Annotated in this window: 18 protein-coding genes, 2 tRNA genes and 3 rRNA genes; 13 read left to right on the top strand and 10 right to left on the bottom strand. The window is 52.8% G+C overall.

All coding sequences use genetic code 11. From position 1 onward, the window contains the following. Positions 1-9 precede the first annotated feature (9 nt). Positions 10-729 (top strand): envelope stress response activation lipoprotein NlpE, encoded by a 720-nt coding sequence (gene nlpE, locus JY391_RS17370; RefSeq protein ID WP_042289824.1) that lies wholly within the window; start codon positions 10-12, stop codon positions 727-729. Between the two features lie 50 nt (positions 730-779). Here the strand turns inward: nlpE and proS are convergent, their stop codons facing one another. From proS to metN, 6 genes are all read right to left on the bottom strand, one after another. After that, positions 780-2,498 (bottom strand): proline--tRNA ligase, encoded by a 1,719-nt coding sequence (proS, locus tag JY391_RS17365; RefSeq protein WP_060570039.1) that lies wholly within the window; start codon positions 2,496-2,498, stop codon positions 780-782. Positions 2,499-2,608: 110 nt separating this feature from the next. Further along, positions 2,609-3,316: a tRNA (N6-threonylcarbamoyladenosine(37)-N6)-methyltransferase TrmO gene (gene tsaA / locus JY391_RS17360; protein WP_060570040.1), complete on the bottom strand. Its 708-nt coding sequence runs from the start codon at positions 3,314-3,316 to the stop codon at positions 2,609-2,611. Continuing rightward, positions 3,313-3,717 carry an envelope stress sensor lipoprotein RcsF gene (rcsF, locus tag JY391_RS17355; protein WP_042289817.1) on the bottom strand — a complete coding sequence of 135 codons (405 nt, stop codon included), beginning with the start codon at positions 3,715-3,717 and terminating at the stop codon, positions 3,313-3,315. The genes tsaA and rcsF overlap by 4 nt, the downstream gene beginning before the upstream one ends. 118 nt (positions 3,718-3,835) lie before the next feature. Further along, a complete protein-coding gene (metQ, locus tag JY391_RS17350) occupies positions 3,836-4,651 on the bottom strand; it encodes a methionine ABC transporter substrate-binding lipoprotein MetQ (RefSeq protein WP_060570041.1) in 816 nt (271 codons plus the stop codon). A gap of 39 nt (positions 4,652-4,690) precedes the next feature. After that, a complete protein-coding gene (locus tag JY391_RS17345) occupies positions 4,691-5,344 on the bottom strand; it encodes a methionine ABC transporter permease MetI (RefSeq protein ID WP_042289812.1) in 654 nt (217 codons plus the stop codon). Further along, positions 5,337-6,368 carry a methionine ABC transporter ATP-binding protein MetN gene (gene metN, locus JY391_RS17340; RefSeq protein WP_211934733.1) on the bottom strand — a complete coding sequence of 344 codons (1,032 nt, stop codon included), beginning with the start codon at positions 6,366-6,368 and terminating at the stop codon, positions 5,337-5,339. The genes JY391_RS17345 and metN overlap by 8 nt, the downstream gene beginning before the upstream one ends. 190 nt (positions 6,369-6,558) lie before the next feature. On the opposite strand from metN, the gene gmhB reads away from it, so the two are divergent. From gmhB to dkgB, 7 genes are all read left to right on the top strand, one after another. Next, on the top strand, positions 6,559-7,119 hold the full coding sequence (gene gmhB / locus JY391_RS17335) for a D-glycero-beta-D-manno-heptose 1,7-bisphosphate 7-phosphatase (RefSeq protein ID WP_042289808.1): 561 nt from the start codon (positions 6,559-6,561) through the stop codon (positions 7,117-7,119). A 373-nt stretch (positions 7,120-7,492) separates the two neighbouring features. Further along, positions 7,493-9,034, top strand: a 16S ribosomal RNA gene (locus JY391_RS17330). A gap of 171 nt (positions 9,035-9,205) precedes the next feature. After that, a tRNA-Glu gene (locus JY391_RS17325) sits at positions 9,206-9,281 on the top strand. A gap of 320 nt (positions 9,282-9,601) precedes the next feature. Continuing rightward, positions 9,602-12,507 (top strand): 23S ribosomal RNA (locus JY391_RS17320). A gap of 201 nt (positions 12,508-12,708) precedes the next feature. Next, positions 12,709-12,824 (top strand): 5S ribosomal RNA (gene rrf, locus JY391_RS17315). Together the 16S, 23S and 5S rRNA genes with 2 tRNA genes alongside form the textbook arrangement of a ribosomal RNA operon. A 54-nt stretch (positions 12,825-12,878) precedes the next feature. Continuing rightward, positions 12,879-12,955 (top strand) — tRNA-Asp (locus JY391_RS17310). A 163-nt stretch (positions 12,956-13,118) separates the two neighbouring features. Then, a complete protein-coding gene (gene dkgB / locus JY391_RS17305) occupies positions 13,119-13,922 on the top strand; it encodes a 2,5-didehydrogluconate reductase DkgB (protein WP_211934732.1) in 804 nt (267 codons plus the stop codon). A 24-nt stretch (positions 13,923-13,946) separates the two neighbouring features. On the opposite strand, the gene yafC is transcribed toward dkgB, so the two are convergent. Beyond that, entirely contained in the window at positions 13,947-14,852 is a 906-nt protein-coding gene (gene yafC / locus JY391_RS17300) for a DNA-binding transcriptional regulator YafC (RefSeq protein ID WP_181821932.1), read from the bottom strand. 104 nt (positions 14,853-14,956) lie between these two features. On the opposite strand from yafC, the gene JY391_RS17295 reads away from it, so the two are divergent. From JY391_RS17295 to JY391_RS17285, 3 genes are all read left to right on the top strand, one after another. After that, a complete protein-coding gene (locus JY391_RS17295; protein WP_060571102.1) occupies positions 14,957-16,135 on the top strand; it encodes an MFS transporter in 1,179 nt (392 codons plus the stop codon). Between the two features lie 130 nt (positions 16,136-16,265). Continuing rightward, on the top strand, positions 16,266-17,066 hold the full coding sequence (locus JY391_RS17290; protein ID WP_042286179.1) for an endonuclease/exonuclease/phosphatase family protein: 801 nt from the start codon (positions 16,266-16,268) through the stop codon (positions 17,064-17,066). A 77-nt stretch (positions 17,067-17,143) separates the two neighbouring features. After that, entirely contained in the window at positions 17,144-17,914 is a 771-nt protein-coding gene (locus JY391_RS17285) for a class I SAM-dependent methyltransferase (RefSeq protein WP_211934731.1), read from the top strand. A 50-nt stretch (positions 17,915-17,964) separates the two neighbouring features. Here JY391_RS17285 and mltD read toward each other — a convergent pair whose 3' ends face one another. Both mltD and gloB read right to left on the bottom strand, forming a co-directional pair. Beyond that, complete coding sequence (gene mltD, locus JY391_RS17280; protein ID WP_042286177.1) at positions 17,965-19,332, bottom strand: murein transglycosylase D; 1,368 nt, start codon at positions 19,330-19,332, stop codon at positions 17,965-17,967. A 71-nt stretch (positions 19,333-19,403) separates the two neighbouring features. After that, positions 19,404-20,159 (bottom strand): hydroxyacylglutathione hydrolase, encoded by a 756-nt coding sequence (gene gloB / locus JY391_RS17275; protein WP_211934730.1) that lies wholly within the window; start codon positions 20,157-20,159, stop codon positions 19,404-19,406. A 33-nt stretch (positions 20,160-20,192) separates the two neighbouring features. On the opposite strand from gloB, the gene JY391_RS17270 reads away from it, so the two are divergent. Next, positions 20,193-20,915, top strand: coding sequence for a class I SAM-dependent methyltransferase (locus JY391_RS17270; RefSeq protein ID WP_199957897.1), 723 nt, complete (start codon positions 20,193-20,195; stop codon positions 20,913-20,915). Here the strand turns inward: JY391_RS17270 and rnhA are convergent. Continuing rightward, a complete protein-coding gene (gene rnhA / locus JY391_RS17265; RefSeq protein ID WP_042286171.1) occupies positions 20,912-21,382 on the bottom strand; it encodes a ribonuclease HI in 471 nt (156 codons plus the stop codon). The genes JY391_RS17270 and rnhA overlap by 4 nt on opposite strands. Before the next feature lie 64 nt (positions 21,383-21,446). Here rnhA and dnaQ point away from each other — a divergent pair, with 64 nt between their 5' ends. Beyond that, positions 21,447-22,178: a DNA polymerase III subunit epsilon gene (dnaQ, locus tag JY391_RS17260; protein ID WP_199957898.1), complete on the top strand. Its 732-nt coding sequence runs from the start codon at positions 21,447-21,449 to the stop codon at positions 22,176-22,178. The last annotated feature ends 126 nt before the right edge of the window (positions 22,179-22,304 follow it).

Raw genomic sequence — 22,304 nt, 5'->3', positions numbered from 1 at the left:
GGAATAAAAATGCAGAAGGAATTCGGGGTGAAAAAGACACTCATTTCGGCGATAGCAGCGCTTTCGCTTTTTTCATTGTTAGGTTGTAACAACCGTTCAGAAGTCGATGTCCTTCAACCGACGCAGGCTGCGGAACTTAAACCGATGCAGCAAAGCTGGCGGGGCATTTTACCGTGCGCAGATTGTGAAGGAATTGAAACCTCGTTGTTTCTTGAAAAAGATGGCACCTGGGTGATGAATGAACGCTACCAGGGCGTCCGTGACGAACCATCTTCCTTTGCTTCCTATGGTACCTGGGCGCGTACCGCCGATAAGCTGGTGCTCACCGACAGTAAGGGCGAGAAAGCGTATTATCGCGCTAAAGGCGATGCGCTTGAGATGCTCGACCGTGAAGGCAACCCGGTTGAGTCGCAGTTTAACTATACGCTTGAACCCGTGAAGGCCACTTTACCGGTAACCCCAATGCCGATGCGCGGTATGTATTTCTATATGGCAGATGCAGCGACCTTTACCGATTGTGCAACCGGTAAGCGTGTTTCTGTGGCGAATAACGCCGAGCTTGAGCGCGGTTATCTTGCTGCCAGGGGGAACAGCGAAAAACCCGTCCTGTTGTCGGTAGAAGGGCACTTCACGCTTGAAGCCAACCCGGACACGGGAGCGCCAGTGAAGACCCTGAACGCGGATAAAGCGATTACGTTTATGCCGGGTAAAAGCTGTGCTCAGCAATAGCGCATGAGTATGAAAAAGAAAAACCCCGCGGCTGCGGGGTTTTTTGTGCATCAGCCTTTGATCTGTTTGACCAGATAGCTAACGATGTCACCGGTTTTAATCAATTGCTTCTCGCCATTACGACGATATTTGTATTCGATGTCGTCATTGTCGAGGTTACGGTCGCCCAGCACGATAGTGTGAGGAATACCGATCAGCTCCATATCCGCGAACATCACGCCTGGACGTTCTTTACGGTCGTCCATCAGCACTTCAATGCCCTGGGCTCGCAGTTCGGCATACAGTTTTTCCGCCAGTTCCTGCACACGGTAAGATTTATGCATATTCATAGGCAGAATAGCGACCTGGAACGGTGCGATAGCGTCGGGCCACACGATGCCGCGCTCGTCGTAGTTTTGTTCAATCGCGGCTGCAACCACACGTGTTACGCCGATTCCGTAGCAGCCCATGGTCAGGATCTGGTTACGGCCATCTTCACCCTGAACGGCGGCTTTCAGCGCCTCGGAGTATTTGGTACCCAACTGGAAAATATGACCCACTTCGATGCCGCGCTTGATAAGCAGCGTACCCTGACCATCCGGGCTCGGATCGCCTGCGACCACGTTACGGAGGTCTGCCACTTCCGGCGTTGCCACGTCGCGATCCCAGTTGATGCCGAAGTAGTGCTTGCCGTCAACGTTAGCGCCTGCCGCGAAATCGCTCATCGCCGCAACGGTACGGTCGATGACAACCGGGATCGGCATGTTGACCGGACCAAGTGAACCCGGGCCTGCGTTGACGATGGCGCGGATTTCCGCTTCGGTTGCGAAGGTCAGCGGGCTGGCGACCTGCGGCAGTTTTTCCGCTTTAACTTCATTCAGTTCGTGATCGCCGCGAACCAGCAGCGCGACCAGCGGATAGCTGCTGCCTTCGACCGCTTTCACCAACAGCGTTTTCACGGTTTTCTCAATCGGCAGAGCAAACTGTTCAACTAACTCCGCGATAGTTTTCGCGTTTGGCGTATCAACCAGCGTCATCTCCTGCGTCGCGGCAGCGCGCGGGGCTTTTGGCGCGACGGCTTCAGCCAGCTCGATGTTGGCGGCGTAATCGGAGGTGTCAGAAAAGATAATGTCATCTTCGCCACTCTGCGCCAGCACCTGGAATTCGTGAGACGCGCTACCGCCAATCGAACCCGTGTCAGCCTGCACTGCGCGGAATTCCAGACCGATACGGGTGAAGATTTTGCTGTAGGCTGCGTACATCGCGTCGTAGGTTTCCTGCAAGGATTCCTGCGAGGTGTGGAAAGAATAGGCATCTTTCATCAGGAACTCGCGGGAGCGCATGACGCCGAAACGCGGACGCACTTCGTCACGGAACTTCGTCTGGATCTGGAAGAAGTTCAGCGGCAGCTGCTTATATGAGCTGAGTTCGTTACGCACCAGATCGGTGATGACTTCTTCGTGGGTTGGGCCGAGTACGAACGGACGCTCGCCACGGTCAACAAAACGCAGCAGTTCCGGACCGTACTGTTCCCAACGGCCACTCTCTTGCCACAGGTCAGCTGGCTGAACCACTGGCATAGACACCTCGATCGCGCCGGCGTTGTTCATTTCTTCACGCACGATGTTTTCGACTTTTTTCAGAACGCGCAGGCCAGTCGGCAGCCAGGTATATAACCCGGAGGCGAGCTTGCGGATCATCCCGGCGCGCAGCATCAGCTGATGGCTGATAACCTCGGCGTCGGCAGGTGTCTCCTTCAGAGTGGAGAGCAGATATTGGCTAGTACGCATGTTGTTACGGTTCCAGTTGGACGATCGAACAGGCTCAACGTGAGCCTGACACAAAAAAAGTGATTTAGTTTACCAGCGAGAAAGGGATGTCAAAAGAGAAGGGCATGAAATTAGCGGGGTTCGAGCGCAAAGACTTCAAATCCCGTTTCCGTTACGCGCCAGCGCACGTTGAAATCATGCAACCAGACCGCGTACGTTTTCCCTGTTTCTTCACCTTTACGATAAGCGGGACGCGGATCCTGCGCCAGCACATCGCGAATAAATGTTTTAAGCTGCGGGTAGCGTTTTTCCAGCGTCGGGAATTGCCGCTCAAGTTCATCACTAAAGCTTACCTGCATTTCGGCCACTGGCGCATGTTGCGCATAGCTGGCCCGGGCATCTGTAAGCGATTCGGCGAACGGCAAATAAGGCTTAATGTCGATAACCGGCGTTCCATCAACCAGATCCAGACTGCCGAGCTTCAGAATGACGCGTTCTTTGTGGCAGGAAATGTCCTTTAGCTCAACCAGCGACATGCCGACAGGGTTTGGGCGAAACGTCGAGCGGGTGGCAAAGACCCCCATGCGCGCATTGCCGCCAAGGCGAGGCGGACGTACGGTCGGACGCCATCCGCCTTCCATTGTCTGATGAAACACAAAGAGCACCCACAGATGGCTGAACGCCTCCAGACCACGGACGGCATCGGCCTGATTAAAGGGCGGCAGCAGGTGCAGTTCGCCATGCGCGCTCTTTACCAGACCCGGCTGGCGAGGGACGGCGAACTTTTCTTTGTAAGGTGAGCGAATGACACCGATTTGCTCAAACTGAAAATGACTCATTTAGCCGAAATGTTAAGCGCAGAACCAATGCAGACAGCCTGACGGTAGCAGCCCGGCGTACCGCTGGTCACTTCACAGCTGTGCAGCAGGACGGCATTCGCTTTCATTTTTGACGCGTTAATCTGCATACGCTTACGCGCCGTAGGGATGCTCGGTGGAGAATCCTGATTCGTTGCCTGGCATGAGTCGCCGCTGACTTCACCCAGATCGCGGAACGGCTTGCCGACCAGCGCTTCAGCACTGGTATAAATTCTGACAGGAGCTGCGCGCGGCGCTTTAGGTTTTTCCGGCTCCGCTTTAGGTGGGGTTGGAGTGCTTTGAACAGGTTCAACGGGGGATCTGCTTAGCATGGAACAGCCGCTCAGCATGAGTGCCAATAAACAGATCGGTAAAGCACGCATAATATTTCCTCAATGAATGATCTAACTGTCAGATATTGAATCAGGAGCTTGCATAAATGACAAGACGGGCAAGTGCCCGTCCTGAATGATATTACAGTTTGAGAAAAGAGCCTAAAAATTACCAGCCTTTCACTGCGCCGCCGTTAAAGACTTTATTGGCAGCTTCGTAGACTTCGTCAGACTGATAGGCCTGCACGAATTTCTTCACGTTTTCCGCATCCTTGTTATCTTCACGGGTGACGATCAGGTTGACGTACGGGGAATCTTTGTCTTCCACAAAGATACCGTCTTTCGCCGGGGTTAGGTTGATCTGGCTGGCATAGGTGGTGTTGATCACCGCCAGGGCGATCTGCGCATCATCAAGAGAACGGGGCAGTTGCGGGGCTTCCAGTTCGACAATTTTCAGATTTTTCGGGTTTCCGACAATGTCCAGTGAGGTTGGCAGGAGGCCCACGCCGTCTTTCAGTTGGATCAAACCCACTTTTTGCAGTAGTAGCAGCGAACGACCGAGGTTGGTCGGATCGTTTGGTACGGCGACCTGCGCGCCATCCTGCAGTTCATCCAGCGATTTGATTTTTTTGGAGTAGCCCGCAATCGGGTAGACAAAAGTATTGCCCGCAGGCGTCAGTTTGTAGCCGCGATCTTTGATCTGCTGATCCAGATACGGTTTGTGCTGGAAGGCGTTGGCATCAATGTCGCCTTTGCTCAGCGCTTCGTTAGGCAGCACGTAGTCATTGAACGTCACCAGTTCTACGTCCAGCCCGTATTTTTCTTTTGCGACTTTCTGCGCAACTTCGGCAACCTGCTGTTCAGCACCGACGATAACGCCCACTTTGATGTGGTTGGGATCTTTCTCATCCTGTCCGCAACCCACAAGAGCCAGAGAACCAATCAGGGCTCCTACTGCCGCAAAGGTCTTGAATTTGAACGCCATGCTTATTTCCTTAATGAGTTATTTGTGTTGTGGTTAACGTTACTTGTGCGTTACAGACCGAACGATGCGATCGCCTGCGAACTGAATTAAATAAACCAGAACGACGAGTAATACCAGCACCGTGTTCATCACGGTCGCGTTGTAGCCGATATAGCCATACTGGTAACCGATCTGGCCCAGACCGCCAGCGCCCACAGCGCCTCCCATGGCTGAATAGCCGACAAGGGTAATCAGCGTGATAGTCGCCGCGTTCACCAGACCCGGCAGCGCTTCGGGCAGCAGAACTTTACGCACGATTTGCAGCGGCGTCGCACCCATCGCGCGTGACGCTTCAATCAATCCTGTTGGGATTTCCAGCAGCGCGTTTTCCACCATGCGGGCGATAAACGGCGCGGCGCCAACGGTAAGCGGCACAATCGCGGCCTGCAGTCCGATTGAGGTTCCGACAATGACGCGAGTAAACGGAATCATCCAGACCAGAAGAATAATAAACGGAATTGACCGGAAGATATTCACCACCGCGGAAAGAATGCGGTAGAGCTTCGCGTTTTCGATAATTTGCCCGGGACGCGTGACGTAGAGCAACACGCCAACCGGTAAACCGATAACGAAACCAAAGAATCCGGATACAAAGGTCATCGCCAGCGTTTCCCAGACGCCACGAACCAGCAACCACATCATCGGTTCAGACATAACCCAGTACCTCTACTTTTACATGGTGTTCTTGCAGCCAGGCAATGGCGGCTTGTGTTTCTTCTTGAGTGCCGTGCATTTCCGTCAGCATAATGCCGAACTTCACGCCGCCAGCGTAATCCATTTGCGCGCTAATAATGTTGTTATTGACGTTAAAGCGACGCGCTGTTTCGGAAAGCAGCGGCGCATCAACCGACTGACCGGTGAACTCCATGCGCAGCATCGGTACGCTATCGGCTTCGGGGGCTGGTTTCAGACGCTCCAGATAATCTTCCGGAATGTCGAGATGCAGCGTGGACTGGATAAATTTTTGCGCCAGCGGGGTCTTCGGGTGGGAAAACACTTCACTGACCGTATCCTGTTCTATCAGTTCGCCGTTGCTGATCACGGCCACGCAGTCACAGATACGCTTAACCACATCCATCTCGTGTGTGATCAGCAGAATGGTCAGACCGAGGCGACGATTAATGTCCTTCAGTAATTCGAGGATCGAACGTGTGGTTGCCGGGTCCAGTGCGCTGGTGGCTTCGTCGCACAGCAGCACTTTGGGCTGGCTTGCCAGCGCACGGGCAATCGCCACACGCTGTTTTTGACCACCGGAAAGATTGGCCGGGTAACTGTCGTGCTTATCGCCCAGACCCACCAGATCCAGCAATTCGGTCACGCGACGTGTGATCTCCTCTTTCGGCGTGTTGTCCAGCTCCAGCGGCAGCGCCACGTTGCCGAAAACCGTACGGGAGGCCAGCAGATTAAAGTGCTGGAAAATCATGCCGATCTGGCGACGCGCTTTGGTCAGCTCAGATTCAGAAAGCGTGGTCAGCTCCTGCCCGCCTACCAACACGCTCCCCTCTGTCGGGCGCTCCAGCAGGTTGACACAGCGGATTAGCGTACTTTTACCGGCGCCTGATGCGCCAATCACACCGTAAATTTGTCCGGCAGGGACATGCAGGCTGACATTGTTCAACGCCTGAATGGTGCGGGTCCCTTGTTGGAACACTTTGGTGATATTCGAAAGTTTAATCATTGATTATTTATTATCGTAATGAAGTTAGCCGTAGCATTTTTGTCTGTCTGAAGCGGTGAATCGCCGTCAACAAAATGGATGTTAAGGCATCCAGACGTCTAAATCAATCAGGCTTTCTACGATGAGCACTTTCTTGCCTGCCGAAAAATGCGATACTAGCGCCACATGCCTTATTCAGGAGCTATAAAAGGTGGCAAAGTCTGTACCCGCAATTTTTCTCGACCGCGACGGCACTATCAATGTGGACCACGGCTACGTACATGAGATCGACGAATTCGAATTCATCGACGGTGTCATTGACGCCATGCGTGAACTTAAAAAAATGGGCTATGCGTTGGTGGTTGTCACCAACCAGTCCGGCATTGCGCGCGGCAAATTTACTGAAGCGCAGTTTGAAACCTTAACAGAATGGATGGACTGGTCGCTGGCAGACCGCGATGTTGATCTCGACGGCATCTATTATTGTCCCCATCACCCACAGGGAAGCGTAGAGGAGTTTCGTCAGGTTTGCGATTGTCGTAAACCGCATCCAGGCATGCTGATCTCTGCTCGCGATTTTCTGCATATTGATATGGCGGCGTCTTATATGGTGGGCGATAAATTAGAAGACATGCAGGCCGCGCTGGCGGCAGGGGTCGGAACCAAAGTGTTGGTACGTACCGGTAAGCCTGTGACGCCAGAAGCAGAAAATGCCGCGGATTGGGTGATTAATAGTCTGGCAGACCTGCCTTTAGCGATAAAACAGCAGTAAAAGTAAGCGTTGTGCTCAAAAGGTGAGCGGTTGAAATAAATCTGCATTTTTCCGCTTGTCTTCCTGAGACGACTCCCTATAATGCGCCTCCATCGACACGGCGGATGTGAATCACTTCACACAAACAGCCGGTCCGGTTGAAGAGAAAAATCCTGAAATTCAGGGTTGACTCTGAAAGAGGAAAGCGTAATATACGCCACCTCGCGACAGAGCGCTGAAGCGCGTCGCAACTGCTCTTTAACAATTTATCAGACAATCTGTGTGGGCACTCAAAGTGACATGGATTCTTAACGTCGAAAGACGAAAAATGAATACCAAGTCTCTGAGTGAACACGTAATTCATTACGAAGTTTAATTCACGAGCATCAAACTTAAATTGAAGAGTTTGATCATGGCTCAGATTGAACGCTGGCGGCAGGCCTAACACATGCAAGTCGAACGGTAACAGGAAGCAGCTTGCTGCTTTGCTGACGAGTGGCGGACGGGTGAGTAATGTCTGGGAAACTGCCCGGTGGAGGGGGATAACTACTGGAAACGGTAGCTAATACCGCATAACGTCGCAAGACCAAAGAGGGGGACCTTCGGGCCTCTTGCCACCGGATGTGCCCAGATGGGATTAGCTTGTTGGTGAGGTAACGGCTCACCAAGGCGACGATCCCTAGCTGGTCTGAGAGGATGACCAGCCACACTGGAACTGAGACACGGTCCAGACTCCTACGGGAGGCAGCAGTGGGGAATATTGCACAATGGGCGCAAGCCTGATGCAGCCATGCCGCGTGTATGAAGAAGGCCTTCGGGTTGTAAAGTACTTTCAGCGGGGAGGAAGGGATTGTGGTTAATAACCGCAGTCATTGACGTTACCCGCAGAAGAAGCACCGGCTAACTCCGTGCCAGCAGCCGCGGTAATACGGAGGGTGCAAGCGTTAATCGGAATTACTGGGCGTAAAGCGCACGCAGGCGGTCTGTCAAGTCGGATGTGAAATCCCCGGGCTCAACCTGGGAACTGCATTCGAAACTGGCAGGCTTGAGTCTCGTAGAGGGGGGTAGAATTCCAGGTGTAGCGGTGAAATGCGTAGAGATCTGGAGGAATACCGGTGGCGAAGGCGGCCCCCTGGACGAAGACTGACGCTCAGGTGCGAAAGCGTGGGGAGCAAACAGGATTAGATACCCTGGTAGTCCACGCCGTAAACGATGTCTACTTGGAGGCTGTGCCCTTGAGGCGTGGCTTCCGGAGCTAACGCGTTAAGTAGACCGCCTGGGGAGTACGGCCGCAAGGTTAAAACTCAAATGAATTGACGGGGGCCCGCACAAGCGGTGGAGCATGTGGTTTAATTCGATGCAACGCGAAGAACCTTACCTGGTCTTGACATCCACGGAAGACTGCAGAGATGCGGTTGTGCCTTCGGGAACCGTGAGACAGGTGCTGCATGGCTGTCGTCAGCTCGTGTTGTGAAATGTTGGGTTAAGTCCCGCAACGAGCGCAACCCTTATCCTTTGTTGCCAGCGGTCCGGCCGGGAACTCAAAGGAGACTGCCAGTGATAAACTGGAGGAAGGTGGGGATGACGTCAAGTCATCATGGCCCTTACGACCAGGGCTACACACGTGCTACAATGGCATATACAAAGAGAAGCGACCTCGCGAGAGCAAGCGGACCTCATAAAGTATGTCGTAGTCCGGATTGGAGTCTGCAACTCGACTCCATGAAGTCGGAATCGCTAGTAATCGTGGATCAGAATGCCACGGTGAATACGTTCCCGGGCCTTGTACACACCGCCCGTCACACCATGGGAGTGGGTTGCAAAAGAAGTAGGTAGCTTAACCTTCGGGAGGGCGCTTACCACTTTGTGATTCATGACTGGGGTGAAGTCGTAACAAGGTAACCGTAGGGGAACCTGCGGTTGGATCACCTCCTTACCTTAAAGAACCTGCCTTTGTAGTGCTCACACAGATTGTCTGATAGATGTAGAGAAGCAAGGCGTTTACGCGTTGGGAGTGAGGCTGAATGAAATAAGGCCGCTCGCTTTCTATTAATGAAAGCTCACCCTACACGAAAATATCACGCAGCGCGTGATAAGCAATTTTCGTGTCCCCTTCGTCTAGAGGCCCAGGACACCGCCCTTTCACGGCGGTAACAGGGGTTCGAATCCCCTAGGGGACGCCACTTGCTGGTTTGTGTGAGTGAAAGTCGCCGGCCGTTATATCTCAAAACTGACTTACGAGTCATGTTTGAGATATTTGCTCTTTAAAAATCTGGATCAAGCTGAAAATTGAAACACAGAACAACGAAAGTTGTTCGTGAGTCTCTCAATTATCGCAACCATGAAGGATCCTGTCACAGGTGACGTGAGCGAAGTGAAGACAAGGCGTACCGCACGCAGCGAGCGCAGTGGACTTACCGTCCATGAGCATCGCGAGTACGGAACAACGCAGTATTCACGACGCGCAACGAACCGGACAGAACAAGACCTCTTCGGGTTGTGAGGTTAAGCGACCAAGCGTACACGGTGGATGCCCTGGCAGTCAGAGGCGATGAAGGACGTGCTAATCTGCGAAAAGCGTCGGCGAGGTGATATGAACCTTTGACCCGGCGATGTCCGAATGGGGAAACCCAGTGTGATTCGTCACACTATCGTTAACTGAATACATAGGTTAACGAGGCGAACCGGGGGAACTGAAACATCTAAGTACCCCGAGGAAAAGAAATCAACCGAGATTCCCCCAGTAGCGGCGAGCGAACGGGGAGCAGCCCAGAGCCTGAATCAGCCAGTGTGGTAGTGGAAGTGTCTGGAAAGGCACGCGATACAGGGTGACAGCCCCGTACACAAAACCGCACCGGTTGTGAGCTCGATGAGTAGGGCGGGACACGTGGTATCCTGTCTGAATATGGGGGGACCATCCTCCAAGGCTAAATACTCCTGACTGACCGATAGTGAACCAGTACCGTGAGGGAAAGGCGAAAAGAACCCCGGCGAGGGGAGTGAAAAAGAACCTGAAACCGTGTACGTACAAGCAGTGGGAGCCTCTTTATGGGGTGACTGCGTACCTTTTGTATAATGGGTCAGCGACTTATATTCTGTAGCAAGGTTAACCGTATAGGGGAGCCGCAGGGAAACCGAGTCTTAACTGGGCGTTAAGTTGCAGGGTATAGACCCGAAACCCGGTGATCTAGCCATGGGCAGGTTGAAGGTTGGGTAACACTAACTGGAGGACCGAACCGACTAATGTTGAAAAATTAGCGGATGACCTGTGGCTGGGGGTGAAAGGCCAATCAAACCGGGAGATAGCTGGTTCTCCCCGAAAGCTATTTAGGTAGCGCCTCGTGAATTCATCTCCGGGGGTAGAGCACTGTTTCGGCTAGGGGGCCATCCCGGCTTACCAACCCGATGCAAACTGCGAATACCGGAGAATGTTATCACGGGAGACACACGGCGGGTGCTAACGTCCGTCGTGAAGAGGGAAACAACCCAGACCGCCAGCTAAGGTCCCAAAGTCATGGTTAAGTGGGAAACGATGTGGGAAGGCTCAGACAGCCAGGATGTTGGCTTAGAAGCAGCCATCATTTAAAGAAAGCGTAATAGCTCACTGGTCGAGTCGGCCTGCGCGGAAGATGTAACGGGGCTAAACCATGCACCGAAGCTGCGGCAGCGACGCGTATGCGTTGTTGGGTAGGGGAGCGTTCTGTAAGCCGTTGAAGGTGTGTCGTGAGGCATGCTGGAGGTATCAGAAGTGCGAATGCTGACATAAGTAACGATAAAGCGGGTGAAAAGCCCGCTCGCCGGAAGACCAAGGGTTCCTGTCCAACGTTAATCGGGGCAGGGTGAGTCGACCCCTAAGGCGAGGCCGAAAGGCGTAGTCGATGGGAAACAGGTTAATATTCCTGTACTTGGTGTTACTGCGAAGGGGGGACGGAGAAGGCTATGTCGGCCGGGCGACGGTTGTCCCGGTTTAAGCGTGTAGGTGTGTGTTCCAGGTAAATCCGGTTCACTTTAACACTGAGGCGTGATGACGAGGCACTACGGTGCTGAAGTGACAAATGCCCTGCTTCCAGGAAAAGCCTCTAAGCATCAGGTAACATCAAATCGTACCCCAAACCGACACAGGTGGTCAGGTAGAGAATACCAAGGCGCTTGAGAGAACTCGGGTGAAGGAACTAGGCAAAATGGTGCCGTAACTTCGGGAGAAGGCACGCTGATATGTAGGTGAAGTGATTTACTCATGGAGCTGAAATCAGTCGAAGATACCAGCTGGCTGCAACTGTTTATTAAAAACACAGCACTGTGCAAACACGAAAGTGGACGTATACGGTGTGACGCCTGCCCGGTGCCGGAAGGTTAATTGATGGGGTTATCCGTAAGGAGAAGCTCTTGATCGAAGCCCCGGTAAACGGCGGCCGTAACTATAACGGTCCTAAGGTAGCGAAATTCCTTGTCGGGTAAGTTCCGACCTGCACGAATGGCGTAATGATGGCCAGGCTGTCTCCACCCGAGACTCAGTGAAATTGAACTCGCTGTGAAGATGCAGTGTACCCGCGGCAAGACGGAAAGACCCCGTGAACCTTTACTATAGCTTGACACTGAACACTGGTCCTTGATGTGTAGGATAGGTGGGAGGCTTTGAAGCGTGGACGCCAGTCTGCGTGGAGCCGCCCTTGAAATACCACCCTTTAATGGCTGGTGTTCTAACGTAGGCCCGTAATCCGGGTTGCGGACAGTGTCTGGTGGGTAGTTTGACTGGGGCGGTCTCCTCCTAAAGAGTAACGGAGGAGCACGAAGGTTGGCTAATCCTGGTCGGACATCAGGAGGTTAGTGCAATGGCATAAGCCAGCTTGACTGCGAGCGTGACGGCGCGAGCAGGTGCGAAAGCAGGTCATAGTGATCCGGTGGTTCTGAATGGAAGGGCCATCGCTCAACGGATAAAAGGTACTCCGGGGATAACAGGCTGATACCGCCCAAGAGTTCATATCGACGGCGGTGTTTGGCACCTCGATGTCGGCTCATCACATCCTGGGGCTGAAGTAGGTCCCAAGGGTATGGCTGTTCGCCATTTAAAGTGGTACGCGAGCTGGGTTTAGAACGTCGTGAGACAGTTCGGTCCCTATCTGCCGTGGGCGCTGGAGAACTGAGGGGGGCTGCTCCTAGTACGAGAGGACCGGAGTGGACGCATCACTGGTGTTCGGGTTGTCATGCCAATGGCACTGCCCGGTAGCTAAATGCGGAAGAGATAAGTGCTGAAAGCATCTAAGCACGAAACTTGCCCCGAGATGAGTTCTCCCTGAGACTTTAAGTCTCCTGAAGGAACGTTGAAGACGACGACGTTGATAGGCCGGGTGTGTAAGCGCAGCGATGCGTTGAGCTAACCGGTACTAATGAACCGTGAGGCTTAACCTTACAACGCCGAAGATGTTTTGGCGGAATTGAGAAGATTTTCAGCATTGATTACAGATTTTGCGAAAACGAAAGATTTTACGCTGAGGCAAGGCGGCAAGTGAAGCGACGGAAGGAGCATACCTAAGTATGTGACTGAGGTTCGCAAGCGCAGCCAACGCAGCATCAGTGGAAAAGATTCGTTTTAAGAGCACAAAGAATTTGCCTGGCGGCCGTAGCGCGGTGGTCCCACCTGACCCCATGCCGAACTCAGAAGTGAAACGCCGTAGCGCCGATGGTAGTGTGGGGTCTCCCCATGCGAGAGTAGGGAACTGCCAGGCATCAAATTAAGCAGTAAACTGATGTAAAAATCAGTGGTTGTAGAAAAATTCGGTGGAGCGGTAGTTCAGTTGGTTAGAATACCTGCCTGTCACGCAGGGGGTCGCGGGTTCGAGTCCCGTCCGTTCCGCCACTTATTAAGAGCCCTGAGTTAACACTCAGGGCTTTTTCTTTGCCTGCCGTTCCATTATTGCCAAATTCGCAAAAATCCTCTGCGCTTTACGCTCTTTTTCCAGCTGCACCAGAAAGTCATAATCCTTTGAGTTTACAAACATACAGAATTAACGAGGAATTTTATGGCTATCCCGGCATTTGGTTTAGGTACTTTTCGTCTTAAGGACGACGTGGTTATTGCGTCCGTGAAAACAGCTCTCGCGCTGGGCTATCGTGCTGTCGATACGGCACAAATTTATGACAATGAAGCGGCAGTAGGGCAGGCGATTGCAGAAAGCGGCATTCCACGCGGTGAGTTATACATCACCACCAAGATCTGGACTGAAAATCTGAGCAAAGACAAGCTCATTCCCAGCCTGAAAGAGAGTCTTAAAAAGCTACGTACCGATTATGTCGATCTGACGCTGATCCACTGGCCTTCGCCTAATGATGCTGTTCCGGTTGCAGAATTTATGCAGGAGCTGCTGGAAGCGAAAGAGCAAGGACTCACTCGTGAAATCGGTATCTCAAACTTCACTATCCCATTGATGGAAAAAGCCATTGCCGCCGTAGGCGTTGATAATATCGCGACAAATCAGATTGAGCTGTCGCCTTATCTGCAAAACGGTAAAGTGGTTGAGTGGGCAAAACAGCACGGCATCCATATCACCTCTTACATGACCCTGGCGTATGGTAAAGCTCTGAATGATGAAGTGATTTCCCGTATTGCAGCGAAGCATAGCGCAACGCCAGCCCAGGTGATCCTGGCGTGGGCAATAGGTGAAGGCTTTTCAGTCATTCCCTCTTCCACAAAACGGGAAAACCTCGCGAGTAATCTTCAGGCGCTGAATCTGAAGCTGGATGCTGAAGATAAACACGCAATCGCCACGCTGGACTGTAACGATCGCCTGGTCAGTCCCGAGGGGTTGGCGCCACAGTGGGATTAATTCCTGATCTGTGCCTTCTCCCTTTCAGACAGCTCCTTCGGGAGCTGTTTTGATATGCTCGCTCAGAAAGTCGATGAACGCCCGAATGCGAGTACTCACCGCGCGATCGCTGTAATACACCGCGCTGAATGGCATCTCTACCGGCAAACGTTTATCGGCCATGAGCTCAATCAACTCACCCCGCTCGATCTCCCGATCAATCATATAATCTGACAGACAGGCAATGCCGTTGCCGCTAAGGCAAAGCTGTTTAAGCGTCTCTCCGCTATTCGATGAAATACCGCATATAATTTCGTGAAGCTGACCGTCGCGACAGGCGATGGGCCAGGTATTAAGCGAGACCGGTTCGCTAAAGCCCAGGCAAAGGTGCTGCTTCAACTCTTCTACCGTCTCGGGTTTACCAAAGCGCGATACATACTCTGGCGAGGCAATAATTTTACGGTAGCTGGTAAACAATGGTCGGGCGCGCAGGCTCGAATCCGTCAATGTGCCCGCGCGGATAGCCACATCCACTTTCCGTTCAATAAGATTGATAAAGGTCTCGGAAGAAACCAGAGAAAGGGTAATCTCTGGATAACGTTCACGAAACGGTTTAATCAGCGGCATCAGAAAGTGCAGAACGACTGGCGTGGCCGCGTCAATGCGCAGCAGGCCACGCGGCGTGGTTCGCGTCTCCATAATCTCGGTCTCTGCCGCAGCCATCTCCTGCAGTACGGACTGTACGCGCCGGAAGTAACGTTCGCCTTCTTCCGTCAGGCTGAGCTGACGGGTAGTACGGTTAAGGAGACTGACGCCAAGCTTCATTTCCAGTTTTTTAACGGCCCGGCTGACTGCTGAGTTTGCCTGACCAAGTTGTTCCGCTGCGCGGCTAAAGCTTCCGCTTTCCACCACTGATACAAAGATAGCAAGTTCTTCCGATGTTGCTTTCATTTTTGCCTCTGAAGCAAAATTGTATTGTTATTTTGGATATTTTTGTTATTAAACCATCCCGGCATACTGCGTGTCATCTGAATAGTGATGAACTGGAGTAATTTATGCCTCTCGCGTTATTCGCGCTAACAATAAGCGCATTTGCTATTGGTACCACCGAGTTTGTGATTGTGGGGCTGGTGCCGACCATTGCCGAACAGTTATCTGTCTCCCTTCCTTCGGCGGGGATGCTGGTTTCTATCTATGCGCTGGGTGTTGCTATTGGCGCGCCAGTGCTGACCGCGTTGACAGGGCGCTTACCGCGTAAGCAGCTCCTGGTCGCGCTGATGGTATTGTTCACGGCGGGTAATCTGTTGGCCTGGCAGGCGCCGGGTTACACCACCCTTATTATTGCCCGGCTACTTACCGGACTGGCTCACGGGGTATTTTTCTCCGTTGGCTCCACCATCGCGACCAGTCTGGTGCCAAAAGAGAAAGCGGCATCCGCCATTGCCATTATGTTTGGTGGGCTGACAGTGGCTCTGGTCACTGGCGTGCCGCTGGGGACGTTTATCGGTCAACATGTTGGCTGGCGTGAAACGTTTCTGGCGGTTTCCCTGTTAGGCGTTATCGCGCTGATCGGCAGCCAGCTATTGATTCCGGCGAACATACCCGGACGCGCCGCGGCATCCCTCCGCGATCAACTGCGCGTATTAACGCATCCACGTTTGCTGCTTATTTATGCCATTACCGCGCTCGGGTATGGCGGCGTCTTTACCGCGTTTACTTTTCTCGCGCCGATGATGCAGGAGCTTGCGGGTTTCTCACCCTCAGCGGTGAGCTGGATCTTACTGGGATATGGCGTATCCGTGGCGGTGGGGAATATCTGGGGCGGCAGACTGGCAGATAAGCATGGTGCGGTACCCGCGCTAAAATTTATCTTTGCGGCGTTGTTTCTCCTGCTTATGGTGTTTCAGTTCACGGCCACCCTGCACTACGCTGCGCTGGCAACGATACTGGTGATGGGGATTTTCGCGTTTGGCAATGTTCCGGGACTGCAGGTCTATGTCGTGCAAAAGGCTGAGCTGTTTACCCCAAATGCGGTTGATGTCGCGTCGGGGCTGAATATTGCCGCCTTTAATATTGGCATTGCGCTGGGATCGGTGATCGGCGGGCAGACGGTTGAGCATGTTGGGCTGGCGCAGACGCCGTGGATCGGCGCGCTGATTGTTTTGGGCGCTTTTTTATTGCTCGGCGTCAGTGGCCGAATGGACAAGCCGCAACGCGTGGTCGCACTGGGGTAAGTGGCTTAAGTCAGCGCTTACTTACAAACAAACAGTAATTGGTCGTTGAAAGTGTGAGCTAAAATCCCTATAACAGAAGAACCAGTCCGACACCGGACTGGTTGACGTTACAGAGGTTTGAAAGTTAAAAGTGCGAAAAAACACCTATGCCATGCGCTACGTTGCCGGACAACCCGCTGAGCGGATATTGCCGCCCGGGTCGTTTTCGAGCATCGGCCAGGCATTACCCGCCGGGGCGCCGTTAAGCAGTGAAGATCGGATACGCATCCTGGTGTGGAACATATTCAAGCAGCAGCGGGCCGAATGGCTGTCGGTGCTGAAAAATTTCGGTAAAGACGCGCATTTGGTGTTATTACAGGAAGCTCAGACCACGCCGGAGCTGGTCCAGTTTGCGACCGCTAACTATCTGGCGGCCGATCAGGTACCGGCGTTTGTGTTGCCGCAGCACCCGTCCGGGGTGATGACGCTGTCAGCCGCGCATCCGGTTTATTGTTGTCCTCTTCGCGAGCGTGAGCCGATACTGCGTCTCGCCAAGTCTGCACTGGTCACGGTCTATCCGTTACCGGATACGCGACTGCTGATGGTCGTGAATATTCACGCAGTGAACTTTAGTCTGGGGGTTGATGTGTACAGTAAGCAGTTACTTCCCATCGGTGACCAGATAGCGCATCACAGTGGTCCGGTAATTATGGCCGGTGATTTTAACGCCTGGAGCCGACGTCGTATGAATGCGCTGTATCGCTTTGCGCGTGAGATGTCCCTGCGGCAGGTTCGCTTTACTGACGATCAGCGCCGTCGGGCGTTTGGTCGTCCTCTCGATTTTGTCTTTTACCGTGGTCTGAACGTCAGCGAGGCTTCCGTACTGGTGACGCGCGCTTCCGATCACAATCCGCTACTCGTCGAATTCAGTCCCGGCAAACCTGATCAATAAGGTGAGTCAGGTCTGCCGTTGGGGCAGACCTGTCGCGGTGCTGCCCTTTATCTTGTCAACAACGAAAGGACAGCACAATGACATTCCACTCCCACCACGATAACGTTGAAAAACAGTTTGGCTCTCAGGCCAGCGCTTATTTAACCAGCGCAGTACATGCCTCCGGACGCGACTTACAGCGTCTGGCGGCACGCCTGTCCTCTTTGCCGCAGGCCCGCTTGCTGGACATGGGGTGTGGCGCCGGCCATGCCAGCTTCGTCGCGGCGCAGAACGTCAAAGAGGTGGTGGCGTATGATTTATCCTCTCAGATGCTCGATGTTGTCGCTCACGCCGCAAATGAGAAGGGGTTTAGCAATATCACTACCCGTCAGGGTTATGCCGAAACCTTGCCATTTGAAGACGGCGTTTTTGACGTGGTTATCAGCCGATACTCCGCACATCACTGGCATGATGTCGGACGGGCGTTGCGGGAAGTGAATCGGGTACTGAAGCCGGGCGGGGTATTGATCGTGATGGATGTTATGTCCCCAGGACATCCGGTACGGGATATCTGGTTACAGACCGTTGAAGCGTTGCGGGACACCTCCCACGTGCGTAATTATTCTGCTGGCGAGTGGCTGTCGTTGATCAGTGAGGCGGGTTTCGTGGCCGACTCGTTATTGACCGATCGTCTGTCGCTGGAGTTCCGTTCATGGGTTACGAGAATGCGAACTCCCGCAGCGCTGGTGGAAGCGATCCGTATTTATCAGGAGAGTGCCTCGGCAGAAGTAAAAGCTTACTTCGACTTACAGGGCGACGGTTCATTCAGCAGCGACACGATAATGGTTGAAGCCCACAAAACGGCATAAATAAAAAAGGCACTGGGGGGAATCCAGTGCCTTTATTTTTATAACCGCCTTCAGGAGTCCGGCGTAGCGTTGTTTTTTACAAACAACGTCAGCTGATCACCCGGCTGCAGATTTGCCGTATCGCTGTTCCAGCGCATCACATCTTTGATGTTTACGCCGTGACGTTTAGCAATGCTCGACAGCGAATCGCCTTTCCGCACGCGATAAGTAATGCTGTCGCTGTTATTGGCCAGTCGCTGTGCACTGCTGCCAGCGCCGATCGTCAGGCTTTGGCCCACTTTCAACGATGATCCGCGCAGTTTATTCCACTGCTGCAAATCTCTGGTGCTCACGCCGAGACGCGAAGCAATGCCGGAAAGCGTATCGCCTGAACGAACGGTATAGCTACGACTGTTCAGCGGCGTGTTATCGGCCACCAACGTAGACTGCACGGCGGCAATCTCGCCGGAAGCCAGCGACTCACGCAGTTGCTCTGCATGCTTCTTTGGCACCATCACATACTGTGGACCGCTAACGCCCAACGTGGAGCCTTTCACTCCCGCGTTAAAGGTCTTCAGCTTGCTGACGGAAATCCCCGCCATGTCTGCAACCTGCGCCATTTCAACCGGGCTGCTCAAACGTACACGCGCCAGTGCCCGGCTTTCGTCCGGGGTGGGCAGACTCACGCCGTAACGTTTACTGTTCTTAAGAATATCGCTCAAGGCCAGCATCTTAGGCACATACAGCTTCGTTTCACGCGGCAACGGCAACGACCAGAAGTCGGTGGATTTCCCACGCGCCTTGTTCGCTTTGATTGCCTTCATGACCCGACCTTCGCCGCTGTTATACGCCGCTACGGTCAGTAACCAGTCGCCATCAAACATCTTGTTCAGACGCTGCATCATGTCGAGCGCTGCGGTTGTGGAGGCCACAAGATCGCGACGCGCATCATAATTGCGGGTCTGTTTTAAACCGTAATTGCGTCCCGTGCTCGGAATGATCTGCCAGATACCTGCGGCATTGGCGCCAGACGTTGCGTGAGGATCAAAAGCGCTCTCCACTATGGGTAGTAGTACCAGTTCCATCGGCATGTTACGTTTCTTAACCTGCCCGGCTATCCAGTACATATACGGCTCTGCCCGTAAAGTTACATCGTGGAGATAGCTCTTATTGCGTAAATACTTTTGTTTCTGTTCGCGAATCCGGTCATTCTCCGGAATTCCCATCTTTAGCTCGTCGCCAATGAAAGCCCACAAGTCTTGATCCTGCGCGAGGGACGTCCCATCGTCCATCCATCGCGCCTGACTCGTAAACTTTCCTGCTTCCCCTTGACCAGCTGCAGAAAGGCTCTGTGCGTGCTGTTGGACATTGCCTGCGTTTTGAGACGACTGGCAACCCACGAGCAGGACAGAGGCGAGTAATATCGCTTTTGCCTTCATGTGTGTGTCAATAGTTGCTTAAAAGACGACCGATCATAACGGCGAAGTTTTGAAAAGGCAACCCGGAATTGTCAGAAGGTGTCTTTCTTTGACCTTAACCATGCAAAACGCTGTTCAGGGTGTTGCAATATTGTTTCTTTGTTAATTTCATTAATTAAATCAGGATCTTCTGTTCGCAGAAAAATATTATTTTGCCGCTCATTTTTCAGAATTACGGGTAGTGTCATTTGTTTTTTTACCCGTAACTCATTAACTTTACGATAATAATCATTTATGAACGAATCGTGCGGTAGAATGCTTAAAGCAAACTTAAGGTTTGCTAACGTATACTCATGAGCACAGCAAACAAGCGTATCATCAGGAAGTGCGGTTATTTTTTTAAGGGATTGATACATCTGGCTGGCAGTCCCTTCAAATAGCCGTCCGCAACCGCCCGAGAAAAGCGTGTCGCCGCAAAAAAGGTAAGGATGACTAAAGTAACAGATATGTCCTAAAGTGTGTCCTGGGGTCGCGAATACGCTAAATTCATGTCCCAAAATGGACACGGAATCGCCCTCTTTGACGATATGCGTAGCGCCTTTATTTTGTGTTTCTGCCGGTCCGTATACCACCAGGTGTGGGAATTTTTGCGCCAGTTCTTTTACGCCGCCAACGTGATCGTTATGGTGATGCGTCAATAAAATGGCTTCGGGTTGCCAATGATTTTCGGCAATGGCGTGCAGGACTGGCGCGGCGTCGCCCGGATCGACAATCAGGCAACGACCTTCGTCATCACTCAGAACCCAGATGTAGTTGTCCTCAAACGCCGGAATACTGTTAAGATTCATTTATTACCTCTCTATGCGTAACGGATGGTTGTGATGAAACCGGCAAGGAACCCTCAGACAGTTGTAGCACCCGATCGCTGGGGCGATTTGCCCTGGGGCGAGTACTATCGTGAGGCGCTGGAACAACAGCTTAATCCGTGGTTCGCTAAAATGTATGGATTTCACCTGCTTAAGGTGGGCAATTTAAGCGCAGAAATCAACACAGAAGCCTGCGCGGTGTCTCATCAGGTCAATGTGTCGACCAAAGGCTCGCCTGTCCAGGTTCAGGCCGATCCGCTACATCTTCCTTTCGCCCCGAAATCGGTCGATGTCTGCCTGTTGGCGCACACGCTCCCCTGGTGCGACGATCCTCACCGTCTACTGCGCGAAGCCGATCGTGTACTGATTGATGATGGCTGGCTGGTGCTCAGCGGTTTTAACCCGGTGAGCCTGATGGGGTTGCGTAAGCTGGTGCCTGTGCTGCGCAAGTCACCTCCTTACAATAGCCGAATGTTTACGCTGATGCGCCAGTTGGACTGGCTGTCCTTGTTGAATTTTGAGGTGTTGTATTACAGCCGCTTTCATGTGCTGCCGTGGAAAAAGAACGGCGGAAAAATGCTGAGCGCGCATCTTCCTGCATTGGGCTGTATGCAGACGATTGTGGCGCGTAAGCGCACGATTCCGCTTACGCTTAACCCAATGAAACAGAGCAAAACCAAAGCGCGAATTCCCCAGGCCGTGGGCGCCACCCGGCAACTTCGCAAACCGGACGCTTAAGCTTCTTCTGTCTGATAACCGACATCTTCCCGGGTTGGATTCATGGCTGCTGCGCGCGCCAGTTCGTCGCAGCGTTCGTTTTCCGGATGGCCTGCGTGGCCTTTTACCCATTCCCATTTTATTTGATGCTGGCCGAGCGCTGCATCAAGCCGTTTCCACAGATCGACATTTTTTACCGGCTTTTTCTCTGCCGTTTTCCAGCCGCGTTTTTTCCAGTTGTGGATCCATTGAGTAATCCCCTGGCGCACGTACTGGCTGTCGGTGCTTAAAATGACTTCACAATGTTCTTTGAGCGCCTCCAGCGCAACGATCGCCGCCATGAGCTCCATGCGGTTGTTGGTTGTGAGGGTATAACCTTCACTAAAGGTTTTCTCGCGTCCGCGATAGCGTAAAATCGCCCCATAACCTCCCGGACCGGGATTACCCAGGCAGGAGCCATCGGTGAAAATTTCTACCTGTTTAAGCATCTCTGGTAGACTTCCTGTAATTGAATCGAACCCTAAAACGACAAGTCTGACATAAATGACCGCTATGAGCACTGCAATTACACGACAGATCGTCCTCGATACCGAAACTACCGGTATGAACCAGATTGGCGCGCACTACGAGGGGCACAAGATCATTGAGATCGGCGCGGTGGAAGTCATCAACCGGCGTCTGACGGGCAATAACTTTCATATCTATCTTAAGCCTGACCGGCTGGTGGACCCGGAAGCGTTCGGCGTTCACGGAATTGCGGATGAGTTTCTGCTGGATAAGCCAACCTTTTCCGAAGTGGCCGATGAGTTTCTCGACTATATCCGTGGCGCAGAGCTGGTGATTCATAACGCGTCGTTTGATATCGGCTTTATGGATTACGAGTTCGCGAAGCTCAATCGCGATATCCCTAAAACCAACACCTTCTGTAAAGTTACCGACAGTCTGGCGCTGGCAAGAAAGATGTTCCCCGGCAAGCGCAACAGCCTTGATGCGTTATGTTCGCGTTATGAGATCGATAACAGCAAACGTACGCTTCACGGCGCATTGCTCGATGCCCAAATCCTGGCCGACGTTTATCTGGCGATGACGGGCGGACAAACGTCGATGACTTTTGCCATGGAAGGGGAAACTCAGCAGCAACAGGGTGAAGAGACAATCCAGCGTCTTGTGCGTCAGGCTCGCAAACTACGCGTTGTTTTTGCCTCTGATGAGGAGGTCGCCGCCCATGAATCGCGTCTTGACCTGGTTGAGAAAAAGGGCGGAAGTTGCCTTTGGCGGGCGTAAGTCAGGCCGTTAATGATGTAAAAATCGCCGTCCGGGTGAAATTTAGAGCAAACGATTAAAAACATGAGAAAAAGCGTTGACGAGGTGCATACCAATCCGTAATATGCGCTTCGTTCCCAAGTGGAA

The organism is Citrobacter sedlakii, assembly GCF_018128425.1.
Lineage (GTDB): Bacteria > Pseudomonadota > Gammaproteobacteria > Enterobacterales > Enterobacteriaceae > Citrobacter_A > Citrobacter_A sedlakii.
This window is presented reverse-complemented; position numbering and strand designations above follow the sequence as displayed.